Source organism: Arcobacter sp. (assembly GCF_050300555.1).
In the GTDB taxonomy this organism is placed as follows: Bacteria; Campylobacterota; Campylobacteria; order Campylobacterales; family Arcobacteraceae; genus Arcobacter.
On record NZ_JBNKXY010000012.1, the window covers coordinates 1 to 17,578 of the forward strand.

At 27.2% G+C, this 17,578-nt stretch carries 22 protein-coding genes; 20 read left to right on the forward strand and 2 right to left on the reverse strand.

The features are described from left to right. The first annotated feature begins 9 nt into the window (after positions 1-9). From ACQY5W_RS09640 to ACQY5W_RS09700, 13 genes are all read left to right on the forward strand, one after another. A complete protein-coding gene (locus ACQY5W_RS09640) occupies positions 10-687 on the forward strand; it encodes a response regulator transcription factor (RefSeq protein ID WP_428024826.1) in 678 nt (225 codons plus the stop codon). Further along, positions 684-1,934 carry an ArsS family sensor histidine kinase gene (locus ACQY5W_RS09645; protein ID WP_428024753.1) on the forward strand — a complete coding sequence of 417 codons (1,251 nt, stop codon included), beginning with the start codon at positions 684-686 and terminating at the stop codon, positions 1,932-1,934. The genes ACQY5W_RS09640 and ACQY5W_RS09645 overlap by 4 nt, the downstream gene beginning before the upstream one ends. A gap of 17 nt (positions 1,935-1,951) precedes the next feature. Next, positions 1,952-3,076, forward strand: a complete 1,125-nt coding sequence (locus tag ACQY5W_RS09650) for an NAD(P)/FAD-dependent oxidoreductase (protein ID WP_428024827.1) — start codon at positions 1,952-1,954, stop codon at positions 3,074-3,076. Then, positions 3,067-3,225 (forward strand): hypothetical protein, encoded by a 159-nt coding sequence (locus ACQY5W_RS09655; RefSeq protein ID WP_428024754.1) that lies wholly within the window; start codon positions 3,067-3,069, stop codon positions 3,223-3,225. The genes ACQY5W_RS09650 and ACQY5W_RS09655 overlap by 10 nt, the downstream gene beginning before the upstream one ends. 45 nt (positions 3,226-3,270) lie before the next feature. Then, positions 3,271-4,083, forward strand: coding sequence for a TIGR00282 family metallophosphoesterase (locus ACQY5W_RS09660; RefSeq protein ID WP_428024755.1), 813 nt, complete (start codon positions 3,271-3,273; stop codon positions 4,081-4,083). After that, positions 4,076-4,717, forward strand: coding sequence for a 3-methyladenine DNA glycosylase (locus tag ACQY5W_RS09665; protein ID WP_428024756.1), 642 nt, complete (start codon positions 4,076-4,078; stop codon positions 4,715-4,717). The genes ACQY5W_RS09660 and ACQY5W_RS09665 overlap by 8 nt, the downstream gene beginning before the upstream one ends. Before the next feature lie 12 nt (positions 4,718-4,729). After that, entirely contained in the window at positions 4,730-5,518 is a 789-nt protein-coding gene (locus ACQY5W_RS09670; protein WP_428024757.1) for an AAA family ATPase, read from the forward strand. 10 nt (positions 5,519-5,528) lie between these two features. Further along, positions 5,529-5,771 carry a hypothetical protein gene (locus ACQY5W_RS09675; RefSeq protein WP_428024758.1) on the forward strand — a complete coding sequence of 81 codons (243 nt, stop codon included), beginning with the start codon at positions 5,529-5,531 and terminating at the stop codon, positions 5,769-5,771. A 15-nt stretch (positions 5,772-5,786) separates the two neighbouring features. Then, complete coding sequence (ubiE, locus tag ACQY5W_RS09680) at positions 5,787-6,497, forward strand: bifunctional demethylmenaquinone methyltransferase/2-methoxy-6-polyprenyl-1,4-benzoquinol methylase UbiE (RefSeq protein ID WP_428024759.1); 711 nt, start codon at positions 5,787-5,789, stop codon at positions 6,495-6,497. An 8-nt stretch (positions 6,498-6,505) separates the two neighbouring features. Next, positions 6,506-7,693: an exodeoxyribonuclease VII large subunit gene (gene xseA, locus ACQY5W_RS09685; protein WP_428024760.1), complete on the forward strand. Its 1,188-nt coding sequence runs from the start codon at positions 6,506-6,508 to the stop codon at positions 7,691-7,693. Between the two features lie 68 nt (positions 7,694-7,761). Next, a complete protein-coding gene (locus ACQY5W_RS09690) occupies positions 7,762-8,244 on the forward strand; it encodes a chemotaxis protein CheW (protein ID WP_428024761.1) in 483 nt (160 codons plus the stop codon). Between the two features lie 10 nt (positions 8,245-8,254). Then, the gene (locus ACQY5W_RS09695) at positions 8,255-8,659 is read left to right on the forward strand and encodes a response regulator (protein WP_428024762.1); all 405 of its coding nucleotides are present in this window, start codon (positions 8,255-8,257) and stop codon (positions 8,657-8,659) included. After that, positions 8,660-10,027: a response regulator gene (locus tag ACQY5W_RS09700; protein WP_428024763.1), complete on the forward strand. Its 1,368-nt coding sequence runs from the start codon at positions 8,660-8,662 to the stop codon at positions 10,025-10,027. A gap of 10 nt (positions 10,028-10,037) precedes the next feature. On the opposite strand, the gene ACQY5W_RS09705 is transcribed toward ACQY5W_RS09700, so the two are convergent. Next, positions 10,038-10,565 carry a peptidylprolyl isomerase gene (locus tag ACQY5W_RS09705; RefSeq protein WP_428024764.1) on the reverse strand — a complete coding sequence of 176 codons (528 nt, stop codon included), beginning with the start codon at positions 10,563-10,565 and terminating at the stop codon, positions 10,038-10,040. Positions 10,566-10,701: 136 nt separating this feature from the next. Between ACQY5W_RS09705 and ACQY5W_RS09710 the strand changes: the two genes are divergently transcribed. From ACQY5W_RS09710 to ACQY5W_RS09740, 7 genes are all read left to right on the forward strand, one after another. Further along, on the forward strand, positions 10,702-11,064 hold the full coding sequence (locus ACQY5W_RS09710; protein ID WP_428024765.1) for a (2Fe-2S) ferredoxin domain-containing protein: 363 nt from the start codon (positions 10,702-10,704) through the stop codon (positions 11,062-11,064). 10 nt (positions 11,065-11,074) lie between these two features. Beyond that, positions 11,075-11,458, forward strand: a complete 384-nt coding sequence (gene panD, locus ACQY5W_RS09715; RefSeq protein WP_428024766.1) for an aspartate 1-decarboxylase — start codon at positions 11,075-11,077, stop codon at positions 11,456-11,458. After that, positions 11,451-11,774 carry a YbaB/EbfC family nucleoid-associated protein gene (locus tag ACQY5W_RS09720; protein WP_428024767.1) on the forward strand — a complete coding sequence of 108 codons (324 nt, stop codon included), beginning with the start codon at positions 11,451-11,453 and terminating at the stop codon, positions 11,772-11,774. Before panD ends, ACQY5W_RS09720 begins: the two co-directional genes overlap by 8 nt. Continuing rightward, on the forward strand, positions 11,774-12,631 hold the full coding sequence (locus ACQY5W_RS09725) for a polyprenyl synthetase family protein (protein WP_428024768.1): 858 nt from the start codon (positions 11,774-11,776) through the stop codon (positions 12,629-12,631). Before ACQY5W_RS09720 ends, ACQY5W_RS09725 begins: the two co-directional genes overlap by 1 nt. Positions 12,632-12,768: 137 nt before the next feature. Further along, a complete protein-coding gene (gene groES, locus ACQY5W_RS09730) occupies positions 12,769-13,026 on the forward strand; it encodes a co-chaperone GroES (protein ID WP_428024769.1) in 258 nt (85 codons plus the stop codon). After that, a complete protein-coding gene (groL, locus tag ACQY5W_RS09735) occupies positions 13,026-14,663 on the forward strand; it encodes a chaperonin GroEL (protein ID WP_428024770.1) in 1,638 nt (545 codons plus the stop codon). The genes groES and groL overlap by 1 nt, the downstream gene beginning before the upstream one ends. A 158-nt stretch (positions 14,664-14,821) precedes the next feature. Further along, complete coding sequence (locus tag ACQY5W_RS09740) at positions 14,822-16,744, forward strand: sensor histidine kinase (protein WP_428024828.1); 1,923 nt, start codon at positions 14,822-14,824, stop codon at positions 16,742-16,744. Positions 16,745-16,957: 213 nt separating this feature from the next. On the opposite strand, the gene ACQY5W_RS09745 is transcribed toward ACQY5W_RS09740, so the two are convergent. After that, positions 16,958-17,578: a YkgJ family cysteine cluster protein gene (locus ACQY5W_RS09745; RefSeq protein WP_428024771.1), complete on the reverse strand. Its 621-nt coding sequence runs from the start codon at positions 17,576-17,578 to the stop codon at positions 16,958-16,960.

Consider the following 17,578-nt stretch of genomic DNA (forward strand, 5'->3'; position numbering starts at 1 on the left):
GATGAATTTTTGATAAAAATTGCAATGGTAGAAGATGATTTAGAATTAGCAGATGTCTTAACTCAGTACTTAAAACAGTATAACATGGAAGTTACAAACTATGAAGAGCCTTTTTTGGCTCTTAGTAGTCTAAAAATAAATAAATTTGATTTGATAATTTTAGATTTAACTCTTCCTGGAATGGATGGCTTAGATGTGTGTAAAGAGATAATTGCGAATCATGATATTCCAATTATTATTTCAAGTGCAAGAAGTGATATTACTGACAAAGTGACTGCTTTACAATTAGGTGCTGATGATTATTTACCTAAACCTTATGACCCAAGAGAGTTAGAAATCAGAATCAAGACAATCCTTAGAAGATACAATACCAGTACAAAAGTTGAAGAAAAACCCAAAAAAATTTTTATTTTTGATGAAGAGAAAAAAGAGATAAGAAAAAATGATAAATTTATAAGATTAACAGCAGCTGAGTATGAAGTCTTATCTTTATTGATTAAAAGAGAAGGATTTGTTGTATCAAGGGATGATATCTTTGAAAATAGCAATTTATTAAATAGTGATTATGACAATATTGGCTCCCTTGCTGTTATAATAAATAGAATTAGACATAAGATTGAAAATAACCCTAAAACACCAGAATTTTTACATACGATTAGAGGTATGGGATATAAGTTTTTACAATGAAAAAAGAGTCAATATTTTTTACCATAACTATTAGTTTTGTTATTTCTTTATTTTTAGTAATAGCGAGTTTTTTAGCGCTAGTTTTTCATACTCAAGAGGATAAAGAAAAACAACTTTCAAAAAAATATCTGCCTGTTGCTAAAATGGTATTAGAACAACAAAGAAAAAATGGATTAACAAAGTTTTTTGTGGAATCTTTATCAAATATGGATATGGATTTTATCGATGATATTGGTCAAATGAATGCAGTTTTATTTAACCCAAAAACAAAAATTGCTTTGGAGAGAAGATATAGAACAATTTTAATCAGAGTTTTAGATTTAAATGGAGAGAGCTTTTTATTTATAAAAAACGATGGTTTACTAATAATGTTTAAAGATAGTGATTATAAACATGTAAATCCACTTCTATATTTATCAGTAGTTTTTGCAGTGTTGTTTATGGCAATTGTTTTATCCTTTATTACTACTTGGAAAAAGTTATATCCAATCAAACTTTTAAAAGATAAGGTGAAGACTCTTGGTGAAGAGGATTTTGACTTTGAATACTATAATACAACAGCCCAAGATGAAGTTTCTCAATTGGCAATTGAGTTTAAAAATACAGCTAAAAAACTAAAAGATATAAAAGAATCAAGAAATGTATTTATTAGAAATATAATGCACGAACTTAAAACACCAATTACAAAAGGAAAATTCTTAAGTGAGTTAGAAAATAGTGATGAAAATGCTGAAAAAATGAGAAGAGTTTTTACAAGATTAGAATCATTAATTAGTGAATTTACACAAATTGAAGAGCTTATTTCTTCAACTAAAAATGTTATCAAAAATAACTATTTTCTAGGAGATATTATTGATAATGCCGAAGATATGTTGATGTTAGAAGATAATGTAATAATTTCAGAGTATGAAAATAAAAAATTAAATGTTAATTTCAAACTTTTTTGTGTAGCAGTGAAAAATCTAATTGATAATGCTATAAAATATTCAGATAATAAAAAAGTTACTATAAAAACAAATGATAAAGATGAAATAATATTTGAAAATAGTGGAAAGGGCTTGGCTTATCCCTTAGAGAACTATTTTGAGCCTTTTTTTGCAAATGAAAATAAAAGCAAAAATAGTTTTGGCTTGGGTTTATATATAGTTAATTCTATTCTTAGAGCAAATGATTGTATGTTAAAATATGAGTATATAAATGGAATAAATATATTCAAAATCGTAAAACTAGAAAAGAAGGATAAGTAATATTTGATATAGCTATAATAGGAGCAGGTGCTAGTGGGTTGATGCTTGCTTCTTTACTTAAAAGTAATAATGTTTGTCTTATTGATAGTAATGCAAAAGTTGGTGCTAAAATAAAAGTATCAGGTGGAGCAAAGTGCAATATTACAAATAAAAAAGTAACAGCTAATAATTATCTAGGAGATAATGTTTTTGTAAGTTCTGTTTTAAAAGAGTTTTCAAATGACGACTTAATAAACTTCTTAAAAAAACAAAATCTAGATTTTAAACTCAATGAAAAGATAGTAAAAGGAACTTTTTTTTGTAACACTTCCCAAGATGTTATTGATATGTTTTTGAAGCTAATAAAAAGTAAAAGAGTGTTTTTAAATACCCAAGTTTGCAATATAGAATTTGATAACTTTTATAAAATAAAAACAAATAATCAAATCATTGAAGCAAAAAAAGTAGTAATTGCAAGTGGTGGTTTGAGTTATCAAAGTTTGGGAGCTAGTTCTATAGCTTTTGATATTGCAAAAAAATTTAAACATAAAGTCAATCCCTTAAATCCAGCACTTGTTGGATTTACTGTTCAAAAAGAGCAATTTTGGTTTAAAAATTTAAGTGGTATTTCTATGTTTGTAAAAGTAAATGTGGAAAATAAAAGTTTTGAGGGCAATATTCTTTTTGCTCATAAAGGTATAACTGGACCTGTTATTTTAAATAGTTCACTTTATTGGAAAAAAGGAAAAATGAGTATAGATTTTTTACCAAATAAAACTTTTAAATCATTTTTAAAAGGTAATAAAAATATCTCTTCAAGTTTTAATCTACCAAAAAGATTTATGCAAGAGTTTTTAGCTTCGATTGAACTAGATGATAAGCCAATTAGCAAATTAAATAAAGAAGAATTAAAAAAATTAGAAATTCTAAAAAACTATGAGTTTGCTCCCGCTGGAAACTTTGGATATACAAAAGCTGAAGTTACAAAAGGTGGAGTTGAAGTTGATGAAATAGATGTAAAAACCATGGAAAGCAAAATTCAAAAAAACATGTATTTTATAGGTGAAGCCTTAGATGTTACAGGAGAACTTGGAGGATTTAACTTCCAGTTTGCTTTTTCTTCTGCTTATGTTTGTGCTAAAGAGTTAAACAGATGTGTTTAGTAATATCAATACTATCTTTTGTAATAGCATACAATTTTTATGATGCTTCAAATTTAACACCTACTATCATAAGTTTTTCTATTGGTCTTTTTTTTCTTTTGCTTATGCTTAGAAATATAAAAAATGAGAGAGATAAAAGAAAAAACTAACTTTTTAATTGATACAATCCCAATAGATAAAAAAAGGGAAATATATTGAAAATAGCATTTATTGGTGATATTGTAGGTCATCCTGGCAGAAAAATCATAGAACAACATTTAAAAAAATTAAAAACAAAATATGAGATTGATTTTATAATTGCCAATGGAGAAAATGCAAGTCATGGATTTGGCTTAACAGTTAAAAACGCCAATGAACTTTTTAAAATAGGAATTGATTTGTTCACTGGTGGAAATCATACTTTTGATAAGAAAAAAGAGATAATTGGGCTGCTTGAAAGCCAAAATGTAATTAGACCAGCAAACTACCCTGAGGGTGTTCCCGGAGATGGCTATAAGATTTTTGAGGTAGCTGGTGAAAAGCTTGCTGTAATAAATCTAATGGGTAACTTTTCAATGCCAACTTGTGATAATCCTTTTAATAAAGCTACACAAATAATAAATGAACTGGAAAAACAAAATATCAAAAATATTTTTATAGATTTTCATGGTGAAGCTACAAGTGAAAAAAGAGTTATGGCTATGATGTTTAATGGAAAAGTAAGTGCAATTTGTGGAACACATACCCACGTAGGAACGGATGATTTACAAATAATAAATGGAACAACATATTTAACTGATATTGGCTTAACTGGTTGTAGGGATAATGTAATAGGTATGGATTCTAAAATACCAATAGAAAAGGCTACTACTGGACTTGGTGGACATTTTGCTATTCCTAATTCTTGCAAATCGATATTGCAAATGCTTGTTATGGATATAAAAGATGGAAAATCTGTAGATGCTTTTAAGATAAAAGTTTTATGTGATAAAAGTGAAGAACTTATTACAAAGGCAATTATTGAATAGTATTTCTAACTCTTTTGATTTATTTATTTTTCTAAAAGATAAAAATTCTATTGATGAAAAATATAAATATTGGTGGCCAACAAATAACGATTTTGAAGTGTTTCTTGGTGCAATATTAACTCAAAATACTAAATGGACAAATGTAGAAAAGTCATTGGATAATCTAAAAAAATTAGATTGTTTAGAGTTAGAAAAATTGGCAAATATAGATATTGATATTTTAGTATCAGCAATCGCTCCAAGTGGTTTTAAAAATCAAAAAGCTGTAAGAATAAAAAAAATTTGTCAAAATATAATTGAAGAGTTTGGTGATTTTGAAACTTTTAAAGAAAATGTATGTAGAGATTGGTTACTTTCTCAAAAAGGAATTGGTGAAGAGACTGCTGATGCAATACTTTGTTATTCTTGTCATAAAGAAGAGATGGTTGTTGATTCTTATACAAATAGATTACTTAAAACTTTTGGATATGAGTTTGAAAGTTATGAGGAACTGAAAGCTTGGTTAGAATATGGAATTAATGAAAATTTCGATAAAATTGAAACGCTTTATGATTATGATATTTCACTAAATATGATATATTGTAGATTTCATGGCAAGATTGTAGAATTTATGAAAAATCAAAAAAAGTCTTAAAGGATTAATTAAATGATTATTATTCCACAAACTAAAGGTGGTGTTGGTAAATCAACAGTTGCTATGCAAGTAATAGCACCATATTTATATAAAAAACATGGGAAAAAGATTACTTACATAGAAATTGATGATGAAAATAATGATAGTCAATCATTTACCACAACTCAAATTGTAAATAAAAGAATGTTAAGAACAAACAAAGTAAGTGAACTTGATGAGCTTATTTTAATGGATGATAATCATGAAATAATCATAGATGTTGGAGGAAATAAAACTTCATCATTGGTTTTAGATGAGATTAAAAAAGTGGGTTCTTTTGGAAATTTAAAGTGGATTATTCCATTGGGTGATGGTGAACTTGATGGTAAAAATGCAATTGCAACTATGAAAAAAATAAGAAAAATAGAAAAAAATCCAGATGATAATATTATTTTTGCATTAAATCGTGCTATATCTATGGAAAAAGATTATGTAGAAGAGCAGTTTATAAACTTTTTTGGTCATAAATATTTAGCTTCAAATACAGTAATGTATGATTTTATGAAAGACCCAAAATACTTTACAGTAAAAAATGATAAAGTAATTACTATGAGTAGATACTTAGGTAGTACAGTTTGGGAAATGGCACACAATAATACTGATTTTAGAGAAAAAGCTTTAAAAGCTAAAGAGTTAGGTGATGTTGAAAGTGCTAAAAAATATATATTTTTTAGAAGATTACAATCAGAAGCTCAAGATTATGTTTTAAATGTTTTAAATCAGATTTTTGCTGATTTAGATAAATGGTTAGAAAAAAAATAATATGAGTGATATGAGTTTCAAACAAGCAAAAGAGCTTGTGGAAAGAATAGAATTATCAGAATTAACACTTAAAAAGACTACAGATGACGTAACTAGGTCTACAAAAAAGTTTAATGAAGCTTTAAAATTACAAGAAGAAATTTTAAAAATATTACCAGCAAAAGACAAAAAATTGGATATTTTAAAACTTTTAGTTTTTCTAAATATCGGTTTTATAGGTGGCTTATTAGCTGGTGTTTTTTTATTTAAATAATTAGGAATATTTATAATGGGTAAACAAGAAAAAATAGTATCAATGTTTAATGAAATTGCTGGAACTTATGATGTGGCAAATAGAGTTTTAAGTATGGGGATTGATAAAACATGGAGAAATAAAGCATGTGATTTAGCTTTTTCTTTTTATGGTAAAAATAAAGTAGAAAAAATTATTGATGTTGCTTGTGGTACAGGTGATATGCTTACAACTTGGCAGAAAATTGCAAATAAAAATGCAATACAAATAGAAAATAAAGTTGGTGTTGACCCAAGCGTTGGAATGATGGATGTGGCAAAAGTAAAATTACCTGATGTAGAATTTATTGAAGCAGGTGCTGAAGCAATGCCTTTTGAAAATGAAGTTGCTGATATTATTTCTATATCTTATGGAATTAGAAATGTTGTTAAAAGACAAGAGGCTTTTCATGAGTTTGCAAGAACTTTGAAAAAAGATGGACTTTTAGTTATTTTGGAGTTCACTAAAAATGAAAAAAACTCTCCACTTGATTATGTAACAGATTTTTATATGAATAAAATTTTACCAACTTTAGGTGGAATTATTTCAAAAAATAAAGAAGCTTATACTTATTTACCTAATTCTATTGATGATTTTTTAACTCAAGATAATTTGTGTTTAGAGTTAAAAGAAGCGGGACTTGAGCCTATTTATGTAAAAGGTTTTTCTATGAATATATCAACACTTTTTATTGCAAGAAAGGTTTGATTTAATCTATGAATCAACCTCTTAGTGTATCAACGCTAAATAATCAAATCAAGTCATTACTTGAGACTACTTTTATAGGTGTATATGTTCAAGGGGAAATTTCTAACTTGACATATCACTCTTCAGGACATATATATTTTTCAATTAAAGATGAAAATTCAACCCTATCTTGTGTAATGTTTAAAGGCAATGCCCAATATTTAAAATTTAGACTTGAAGTTGGTATGAAAATTTTAATTTCTGGAAGCATTACAGCTTATATCCCAAGGGGAAATTATCAACTTATGTGTACGAAAATTGAGCCAGATGGACAAGGAAGTTTGGCACTAGCTTTTGAACAATTAAAAGAAAAACTTCAAAAAGAGGGACTTTTTGATTTAAGAATAAAAAAAACTCTCCCTAAATATCCTAAAAATATTGTAATTGTAACTTCTCCAACAGGTGCAGCTATAGAGGATATGAAAAAAGTTGCACAAAATAGATGGCCTTTGGTAAATCTTATTTTAATACCTACTTTAGTTCAAGGTGAAGGGTCAAAAGTTGATATAGCTAATTCCATAAAAAAAGCTGATAGTTTAAATTGTGATATTATGATTGTAGGACGAGGTGGAGGAAGTATAGAAGATCTTTGGGCTTTCAATGAAGAAATAGTTGCAAGGGCTATTTTTGAAGCAAAAACTCCAGTAATATCTGCTGTTGGTCATGAAGTTGATTTTTTGATTTCAGATTTTGTCGCTGATGTTAGAGCTGCAACTCCTTCAAATGCAATAGAAATAGCACTTCCTGATAGAAATGAACACCTACTTTATTTAGATAACTTACGAGAAGAGTTTTCTAATAGATTTAAAAGAGTTCTTTTTAATAAAGAACAAGTTGTACTTAACTATAAAAAGTATTTTGAACAACACTCACTAGATAAAAAATTCTCTTTTGTGCAAAAAGAGATAGATTATTTAAAATCAAATTTTACAAATAGTTTTAGTCAAATACTTAGGCAAAAACAAAATGAACTGACACAATTAAAAAATACATATGAAGCCAATCATCCAGATAAAAAAATAAAAGATGGTTATGTTCAAGTATCAAAGAATAATCACATAATAAGTTTGGATAGTGTTAAGATAAATGAGCAAATAACTTTAGAAACTACAAAATTATCTGTAACTTGTAATATTTTAGATATTAAACAAATATGAAATTTAAGCTAAATATTGTAAAATATAACAAAAAATGATAACATACTATTAATAGGAGTTCAAATCATATGGAAAATCAAAATAAAGACGATGCTGTAATAGATTATGCTAACACAAGTGAGTATATGAAGTTTGTATTAGGTGCTATGCAATACGCAATTGAACTGCCTAAAATCAGAGAGATTTTAACTTATCCAGAAATGATAACAATTTTACCAAATGTTCCAGGATATGTAAAAGGACTTATTAATTTAAGGGGTGAAGTTGTACCAGTTGTGGATTTAAGAGTTAAATTTAAAACGGGTGAAATTGTAAATAATCAAAATACTGCAGTTATTGCTGTTGTAACAAAAGATAAAAGAATGATAGGTATTGTTGTAGATAAAGTTGATGATGTGCAAAGACTTGATATCTCTGCTTTAGCACCTGTATCAGATATAGGTTCATCAATTCCAGCAAAATATCTAAAAGGTTTTGTAAGATTACATAATAATGAGATGCTTGTAATTATGGATATAGAAGCAGTTGTTAGTAAATCTGAATTAGAGTAGTAGGTAAAAAATGTCAAAAAGTTTACAAGAGAGTATTGAGCATTTAAAAAAACTAAAGTTTCTTTTTGTTGAAGATGAGAAAGATTTATTGGATATTATTTCAGAAACTTTACAAAAATTGGGTGTAGATTTTTTGACAGCAAAAAATGGTGAAGAAGGCTTAGCCGTTTTAAAAGAACACGCTAACGAAATTGATATTATAGTTACTGATATTAGTATGCCAATAATGAATGGATTGGAGATGATAAAAGAAGCAAAATCTTTATATCCTGATATAGAAATTATAATTATGACTGCACATACAGAATCAAAATATATGACTGAAGCTTCTAATTATGGAGTAACAGAGTATTTACTAAAACCATTTGATTTCATAAAATTTATTGAGTTAATTAATCAAAAAAAGTTAAAATAAATGTCTTTAGATAAGACTTTACTAAAACAAATCTCTATTTTATACGTTGAAGATGACAATGTTATGAGAACAGAGTTAGCTTCTTTACTAACAAATTTCTTTGCTCAAGTTTTTTGCGCTAGCAATGGACGTGAGGGTTTAGAAATATTTAAAAAAAATCAGAAAAAAATCGATTTAATAATTAGTGATATTAATATGCCAGATATTTCTGGGCTTGAAATGGTAAAACAAATTAGAGAGTTTGATAAAGAAGTTGGTGTAATATTTTCAACTGCTTATTCTGATAAGGAGTTTTTAATTGACTCCATAAAACTAAAAGTGGTAAATTATGCAATAAAACCCATTGACATAAGAGCTTTACTTGAATCAATAAATGAATTTGCACAATATATAGCATCTAAAAAAATCATAAAATCTAAAAATAAAGAGTTGTCTTTATATAAAGAGGCAATAGATGCAAATAGTATTGTTATAAAAACAGATATACATATGAATATAACTTATGTAAATTCTCATTTTTCTAAAGTTTCTGGTTTCAATAAAAATGAACTTATTGGAAAAGAATTTTTAAGTTTGAGATACCACGATATGAATATAAAAGTCTATAATAATATGTTTGCTAAAGTTCTTGATAATAAAATGTGGAAGGGAAAGTTAAAACAAATAACAAAAGATAATGGTGTTTTAATCCTTGATTCATATATGATTCCTTCCCATGATGAAGATGGCAATATAAATGGTACTATAATTATTCAGCGAGATATTACAGAAGATATTAAAAAGCAAAGAGAAGTTCAAGTTGCTTTAATGAAAGAAAAAAGTGATATTTTTATAAAAACAAAAGAGACTTTTGCTAAAAATAATTTACAAATAAATGATTTAGAAAATCAAGTAAAACAACTACAAAAAGAGCTAAATAGTAGTGAAAATGATAAAGGAAAATGTCTTTATCTTCTTGATAAATATAAAGATGATGTGAAGATTTTAAAGGCAAAGGTTGATAAATATGAAAAAGAAGATGTTACAAATATCAAGGGTATTAATATAATTAAGATTCAAAAAGAGAATGCAGATTTAAATATAGAAATGAAAAAATTACGAGACAATTTAGAAAATATTATTACAACATCACAAAAAAAGATTAATCAAATAAAAATTGCGTCCAATTTACAAATAGAAGAACTTGAAAAAGAATTAGAAAAGTCAAAAACTGTAAATGGAACATTAGATAAGAAAGTTTTAGCTCAAAAAGTAGAGTTTTGGAAAGATAAGGCAAAAGCAGAAACACTTAGAATTGAAGAGTTAGAAAAAAGAGTTATGCAATTTGTAGATTCCCGTACACTTACAAAAATATTTAATGGGAAATAAAGTAGAATTTCTACTTTATTTCAATGGAAATTATTTTTTGATCAACTAAGGGTTTATTCCCTTGATATTGACCTGATGTTGGTACATTTTCAAGTTTTTTAACAACATCCATTCCATTTTTTAAATATCCAAATATTGTATGACGACCATTTAACCAATAAGTTGGAACAGTAGTAATAAAAAATTGGCTTCCATTTGTATTTGGACCTGCATTTGCCATAGCTAAGATTCCTGCTTTATCAAACACTGCATTTGGTGAAAATTCATCTTTGAATGGTTTCCCCCAAATTGATTCTCCCCCTCTACCTGTTCCTGTTGGATCACCACCTTGAATCATAAAGTTTTTTATAATTCTGTGAAAAATTAGATTATTATAATAACCATTTTTTGCATGTGTAATAAAATTTTCAACAGCAAGAGGTGCCATATCAGGTCTTAATTCAATTTCAATTTTACCTTGTGTAGTTTCTACAATAGCGATTGGATTTGTTGCATATAGTAACACTGACATTATAATCAACATAAATATTTTTTTCATTTTTTACCTTTTTTACCATTTTTTGGGCTTAAAGTATAGTATTATAGTTTTTAAAATTTTATTAAGAATTAGTTTTTAGATGAGTTTAATAATTATTAGATAGAATTTGCAAAATTATATGAAGTAAGGATTGAAAATGGAAATGCCAGTTATCCCGCAACCTACGTTTTATATCTTCAAGTGTGAACAAAGTGCACCTCCAGGTATGCCAAAACCAAGCTGTGTAACAGAAGAGTCAAGAGATTTGTTTAATTATATGGCTCAAAAACTTATGGAAAATGGAATAATGGGTCCAGTTCAACCAATAAGAACTTCATGTTTAGGAAGATGCCAAATGGGTCCTGTATTAATGGTAGAACCAGGGCATACTATGTATTGTAAATTATCTAAGGAAAAAATAGATAGAATTGTACAAGAACACATTATAGGTGGGAATCCTGTTCAAGAGTTTATTATACCTGAACAGTTTTGGGGAGAACCTATTAATTTAGTAAAATAAAGAGGTATTTATGACATTTGATATGCTTTATAGCAAAATTCATAGAGCAACAGTTACAGATGCAAATTTAAACTACGTTGGGTCAATAACTATAGATGAAGAGCTTATGCAAGCTTCTAAATTAAGAGTTGGTCAAAAAGTTGAAATTGTAAATGTTAATAATGGCGAAAGATTTGCTACATATGTAATCAAAGGTAAAGCTGGAAGCAAAGATATGTGTCTTAATGGAGCAGCGGCTAGAAAAGTAGAAATAGGTGATAAAATTATTGTTATTGCTTATGCTTCATACAATGAAAATGAGCTAGAAGATTATAAACCAACTGTTGTTTTAGTAGATGATAAAAATAATATAACAACTATTACAAATGAATTAATAGGAAGTGACCATGTTTGATGGAATTGATTTAAGTAAAATCAATTTAAATGATATTATGGGACAAGTCCAAAATATGACAAATAAAGCAAAAGAAGAAAATGCTTCCAAAGTTTTTACTTCAAAAGCAGGTGGTGGAATGGTTTCTTTATCTATAAATGGAAATTCAGAAGTTATAGATTTACAAATTGATGATTCATTACTTGAGGATAAAGATTCTTTACAAATTTTATTAATCTCTGCAATGAATGATGTAATTAAACAATCAGATGAAAATAAAAAAATGATGGCCATGAGCATGATGAGTGGAATGGGTTCATTTGGTCAAAATAAATAATGAATTTATTAGAAACTTTTGAAAACTACTTAAAATCAAATTTACCAGTATCAAAAACTTTTCATCCTCATTTTGAAAATGCCTTAAGTTTAATGTTGGATGCTGGTGGAAAAAGATTTAGGCCTATGCTTTTACTTAGCGTTGTAAATTCCAAAAATACTCTTTTAGTAAAAAGTTCACTTCCCGTTGCATTAGGTTTAGAGATGTTACATACTTACTCTTTAGTACATGATGATTTACCAGCTATGGATAATGCTGATTTAAGAAGAGGATTTGAAACCCTACATAAAAAATATGATGATGTAACGGCTATATTAGTTGGTGATGCTTTAAATACAGAAGCCTTTAAACAAATAGCTAATGCTCCACTATCAAATGATGTAAAAATTGAGTGTATAAAGGTTTTATCAAGTGATGGTGGAATAGATGGTATGATTATTGGTCAGGCTATTGATTGCTTTTTTGAGAATCAAAAATTAGAACTTTCACAACTTGAATTTTTACATATTCATAAAACTGCAAAACTTATAGCAGGAAGTTTAAAAATGGGTGCAATAATAGCAAATTATGATTTAGCTACTCAAGATAAACTTTATGATTTTGGCATTGATATTGGATTATTATTTCAAATTCAAGATGATATTTTAGATGAAACACAAACTGCTATTGAAGCTGGAAAGACTACACAAAATGATGGAGCAAAAAATTCCTTTGTAAATTTACTTGGATTAGAAGGTGCAATAAATGCTGCTAATGAACTTGCTTTAAAGTGTGAAGAGAGTTTAAAATCACTTGATGAAAACTTATATAATGCACTAAATAATCTACTTTTAAAATATTTATATAGACATAAATAAATTTCTTCTCAAACTCTTAGTCATCTTTACTCAATTTACTTGACAAAAATTGAAAATTTTATTACAATTTAGCACTCAAAAAAATAGAGTGCTAAAACTTATAAAAAATATAAAAAAACTTGATAGGAGAGTATATAATGAATTTTAAACCACTTGGAAAAAGGGTTCTTGTAGAAAGAACAGAAGTTGAAGAAAAAACTGCAAGCGGAATCATTTTAGTTGATTCAGCAAAAGAAAAACCAAATACTGCAATAGTAAAAGCTGTTGGTTCAGAAGTTACTGAATTAAAAGAGGGTGATACAATTGTATTTGAACAATATAGAGGTACAGAATTCACATTAGATGGACAAGATTATTTAGTATTAGATATTGAAAATATTATAGGAGTTATGTAATGGCAAAAGAAGTATTATTTAGTGATTCAGCAAGAAATAGATTATTTGCAGGTGTTGAGAAATTAGCAGATGCAGTAAAAGTTACAATGGGACCAAGAGGAAGAAATGTATTATTACAAAAATCTTTTGGTGCTCCATCAATCACAAAAGATGGTGTTTCAGTTGCAAGAGAGATTGAATTAGCAGATACATTAGAAAATATGGGAGCTCAACTTGTAAAAGAAGTTGCTTCAAAAACTGCTGATGAAGCAGGAGATGGTACTACAACAGCAACTGTTTTAGCACACTCAATTTATAAAGAAGGTTTAAGAAACGTAACTGCTGGAGCTAATCCAATTATCTTAAAAAGAGGTATGGATAAAGCTTGTGAAGCTATTCTAACTAATTTAAAAGCATCTTCAAGAGTTGTAGCAAATAAAACTGAAATCGAGCAAGTTGCGACAATATCAGCAAACTCTGACAATGCAATTGGTTCAATGATTGCAGAAGCTATGGAAAAAGTTGGAAAAGATGGAGTTATCACTGTTGAAGAAGCAAAAGGTATCTCTGATGAGTTAGAAGTTGTTGAAGGTATGCAATTTGATAGAGGATACTTATCTCCTTATTTTGTAACAAATTCTGAAAAAATGATTGCAGAGTTATCAAATCCATATATTTTATTATATGAGAAAAAAATCTCTAATTTAAAAGAGATGTTACCAATTTTAGAAGCTGTTAATCAATCTGGAAGACCACTTCTAATTATTGCTGAAGATGTTGATGGTGAAGCCTTAGCAACATTAGTTGTAAATAGATTAAGAGGTTCTTTAAATATTGCTGCTGTTAAAGCTCCAGGTTTTGGTGATAGAAGAAAAGCAATGTTACAAGATATCGCAGTACTTACAAATGGTACAGTTGTATCTGAAGAAATGGGTATGAAACTTGATACTTGTGGAATTGAAGTACTTGGAACTGCTGCAAAAGTAGTAATTGATAAAGACAATACTACAATAGTTGATGGAAATGGTGAAGCTGATTCTGTAAAAGGAAGAGTTGCACAAATTAAAGCAGAAATTGAAAATACAACTTCTGATTATGATAGAGAAAAATTGCAAGAAAGACTTGCTAAACTTTCTGGTGGTGTTGCAGTTATTAAAGTTGGAGCTGCAAGTGAAACTGAAATGAAAGAGAAAAAAGATAGAGTTGATGATGCCCTAAGTGCAACTAGAGCTGCTGTTGAAGAGGGTATTGTAATAGGTGGTGGAGCTGCATTAATTAGAGCTGCTGCAAAAGTTAAACTTGACCTTACAGGTGATGAAGCTATTGGAGCTGCAATTGTTTTAAGAGCAATTAAAGCACCTATGAAACAAATTGCAATTAATGCTGGTTTTGATGCTGGTGTTGTTGTAAATGAAGTTGAAAAATCTGAAAATGAAAATATTGGATTTAATGCTGCAAGTGGAGAATATGTAGATATGTTTGAAGCTGGAATTGTTGATCCAGCAAAAGTTGAAAGAATTGCTATGCAAAATGCAGTTTCAGTTGCTTCATTATTATTAACAACTGAAGCTACAGTAACTGATATAAAAGAAGATAAACCTGCAATGCCAGCTATGCCAGACATGGGTGGAATGGGAGGTATGGGTGGAATGATGTAATAAAAACATAGTCTTTATATCATTTAAACCTAACTTTAAAGGAACTATTATGAATTGATAGTTCCTTTTTTTATTCTTATAAAACACAAATAAAATATAAATCTAGCTATAATAAACATTTAAAAGATAATTATTCATAAAATGGAGTAAAATTGTATATGTTTAAAGATGAAAAAGGTTTATTAAATTTTATTAAATATGGTGCCATATCTTCACTTATAATTTTTACAATGATTATCATACAAATCTTAATTTATCAAAAAGATAAAGAATTAAACTATGAAATAAAAAAGCTGGAAGAAAACTATATTTCACATAATAAAGTTATGGTTCAAAATCTTGTAACTAAAATATATAAACTTATTGATTTAGAAAGAGAATTTGAGAAAAAAGATTTTGATAATTTGATAAAAGAAGAGGTATATCAAGCATATGGCATTGCAAAAATAATTTACAATAAAAATATAAAAAAAGCTAATTATTCAAAAGAAAAAACTCTTGATGAAATTATAGCAGCATTAAGGGGTATAAGATTTAATAACGATAAAGGATATTTATTTATATATGAAATGAGTGGAAAAAATATATTGAATGCCGGTTTTCCCAATATGGAAGGTAAGAATCTTTGGAATTTTAGAGATTCAAAGGGGACATTAATACTTCAAGATATGAATAAAATATTAAGCTCAAAAGATGAAACTTTTTATAATTGGTATTGGAAGAAATCAGCTGATGATGAAAAGGAACAAAAAAAAATAGGCTTTTTCAAAAAATTTGAACCATATAATTTATTTATAGGTTCTGGCTACTATGAAAAAGATTTTAATAATCAAACAAAAAAAAGAATTTTAAAAAAATTAAATAGCCTTGATTTGAAAGATCCCGAACATTTTTTTATAAACGATTTAGATGGCTTATGTTTAGTAAATCCTAAAAAAGAGTTAATAGATAAAAATAGAATTGATGTTAAAAATAGTTATGGTTATACATTAAAAGAAGTAATAAAGTTTACAAAAGAAAACAAAGAAGGTTTTATTAAATACAATGGAATGGTTAAAATAAATGATTCTTTAAAATCAAATGAAAAAATATCTTTTATAAAGTTATATGAAGACTGGAATTGGATAATTGGAAGTGGATTTTATTTAGAAAATTTAACTTATGAAATAAAAGAGAGAAAATCAACACTTTTAATGTCAAATAAAAAATCAGTTGAAGATATAATTATAATAGGTTTAATTATTATTGTAATAATAATTTTTCTTTCATTTTATGTATCTAGAACAATTGATAATATATTCAATAATTATAAATTAAAAATAAAAGATGAAATGAATAATGTAATTGAAAAAGAAAAATTACTCATCCAACAATCAAAAATGGCAACAATGGGTGAGATGATTGGAAGTATCGCTCATCAATGGAAACAACCATTGAGTGTAATTTCTATGGCAAGTGCACTTTTACGTATCAATAGGGAAATGAAAGATTTTTCTAGTGAAAAAGAACTAGATGAAGCAATTGATGATATAGATGAATCAGTACATAATTTAACTCAAACTATAGATGACTTTAGGAATTTTTTTAATCCTAATAAACAAAAATGTTTATTCAAAATATCAGAAGCTTTTGAAGACACATTAAAATTAATAAATTCACAATTAAAAAATAATAATATTGAGATTATAAAAGAGATAGAAGATATTGAGTTTTTTGGTTCAAAAAATGAATTATTACAAACATTAATAAATATATTAAAAAATGCAAAAGAGGAGTTAGTAAAAAAAGCTAGTTCTGAGAAAAGATATATTTTTATTAATGTATATAAAAAAGATAATACTTTATTTATTAAAATAAAAGATAATGCAAATGGAATTCCATTTGAAATTATAGATAATATATTTGATGCTTATTATACAACTAAGGAAGAAGTAGGTGGTACAGGTATCGGCTTATACATGAGTAAACGGATTATTGAAGAGAGTATGAATGGCAAAATTGAAGTTTCAAATGTGGAGTATGAATATGAAAAAAAAGCTTATAAAGGTGCTGAATTTATTATTAAAATAGCTTTAAAATAAAAAAAGGGCTTCTTAAAAAAGAAACCCTTTTAAACTATCAAAACTTACAACTTAGTAAGCTAAAGTTTTAGTAAAATAAAACTTTTTATTTTGAAAAATTAACAATTATATTTGGTAAATATTCTACCACCGTAGAAGTCCTATCATTAAAACCTCCATATTGTTTGGATAATGTAATTATATCCAAATGTAAACTTAAAGTAAAACCATAGACTATAAATTATAGTTTTTTAGATTAATTAAAGAGTCCAAATGCATTGATATATAAGGATTCATTTCATTTCCAATATATTTATAAAATTTATTATTATTGATTTTTGTTACTAATTCAAAATCTTCAAATTTGTTAAAATCTTCAAGTTTTCGGTGAGTATTTATATATCTTGTTTGATAATCATCAAAAATATATGAATCAAAAGAGGGTGAAATTTTTCCATTTTTTACTACATCACTTCCATATTCACTAATTCCTGGACAATTTGTGTCATAATAAATTACATTATCAATATTTGTACTTAGTGGATAGGCTTTACAAACAGTTGGACGATTTTCATAAATGGTACATTTAAAATTATTTATGTATGGACATAAACTTTTCCCATCACTCAGTAAAATAGTAGCTTTTAAAAAACCTAGATCACCAAAGGTAAATAAAATAGGAAAAATTTTGTATACACTTTCAAAATCTTCAAGAATAATTTGACAATAAATGCTTCCCTTTCTCCCATCACAACATCTAGCTTCACATGTTTCACAGCTAGAAAAAAAAATATCCTTATCTACTTTTAAAAATGATTTGATGTTAACTCCTAAATAAAAAAAGTATTTTATCAA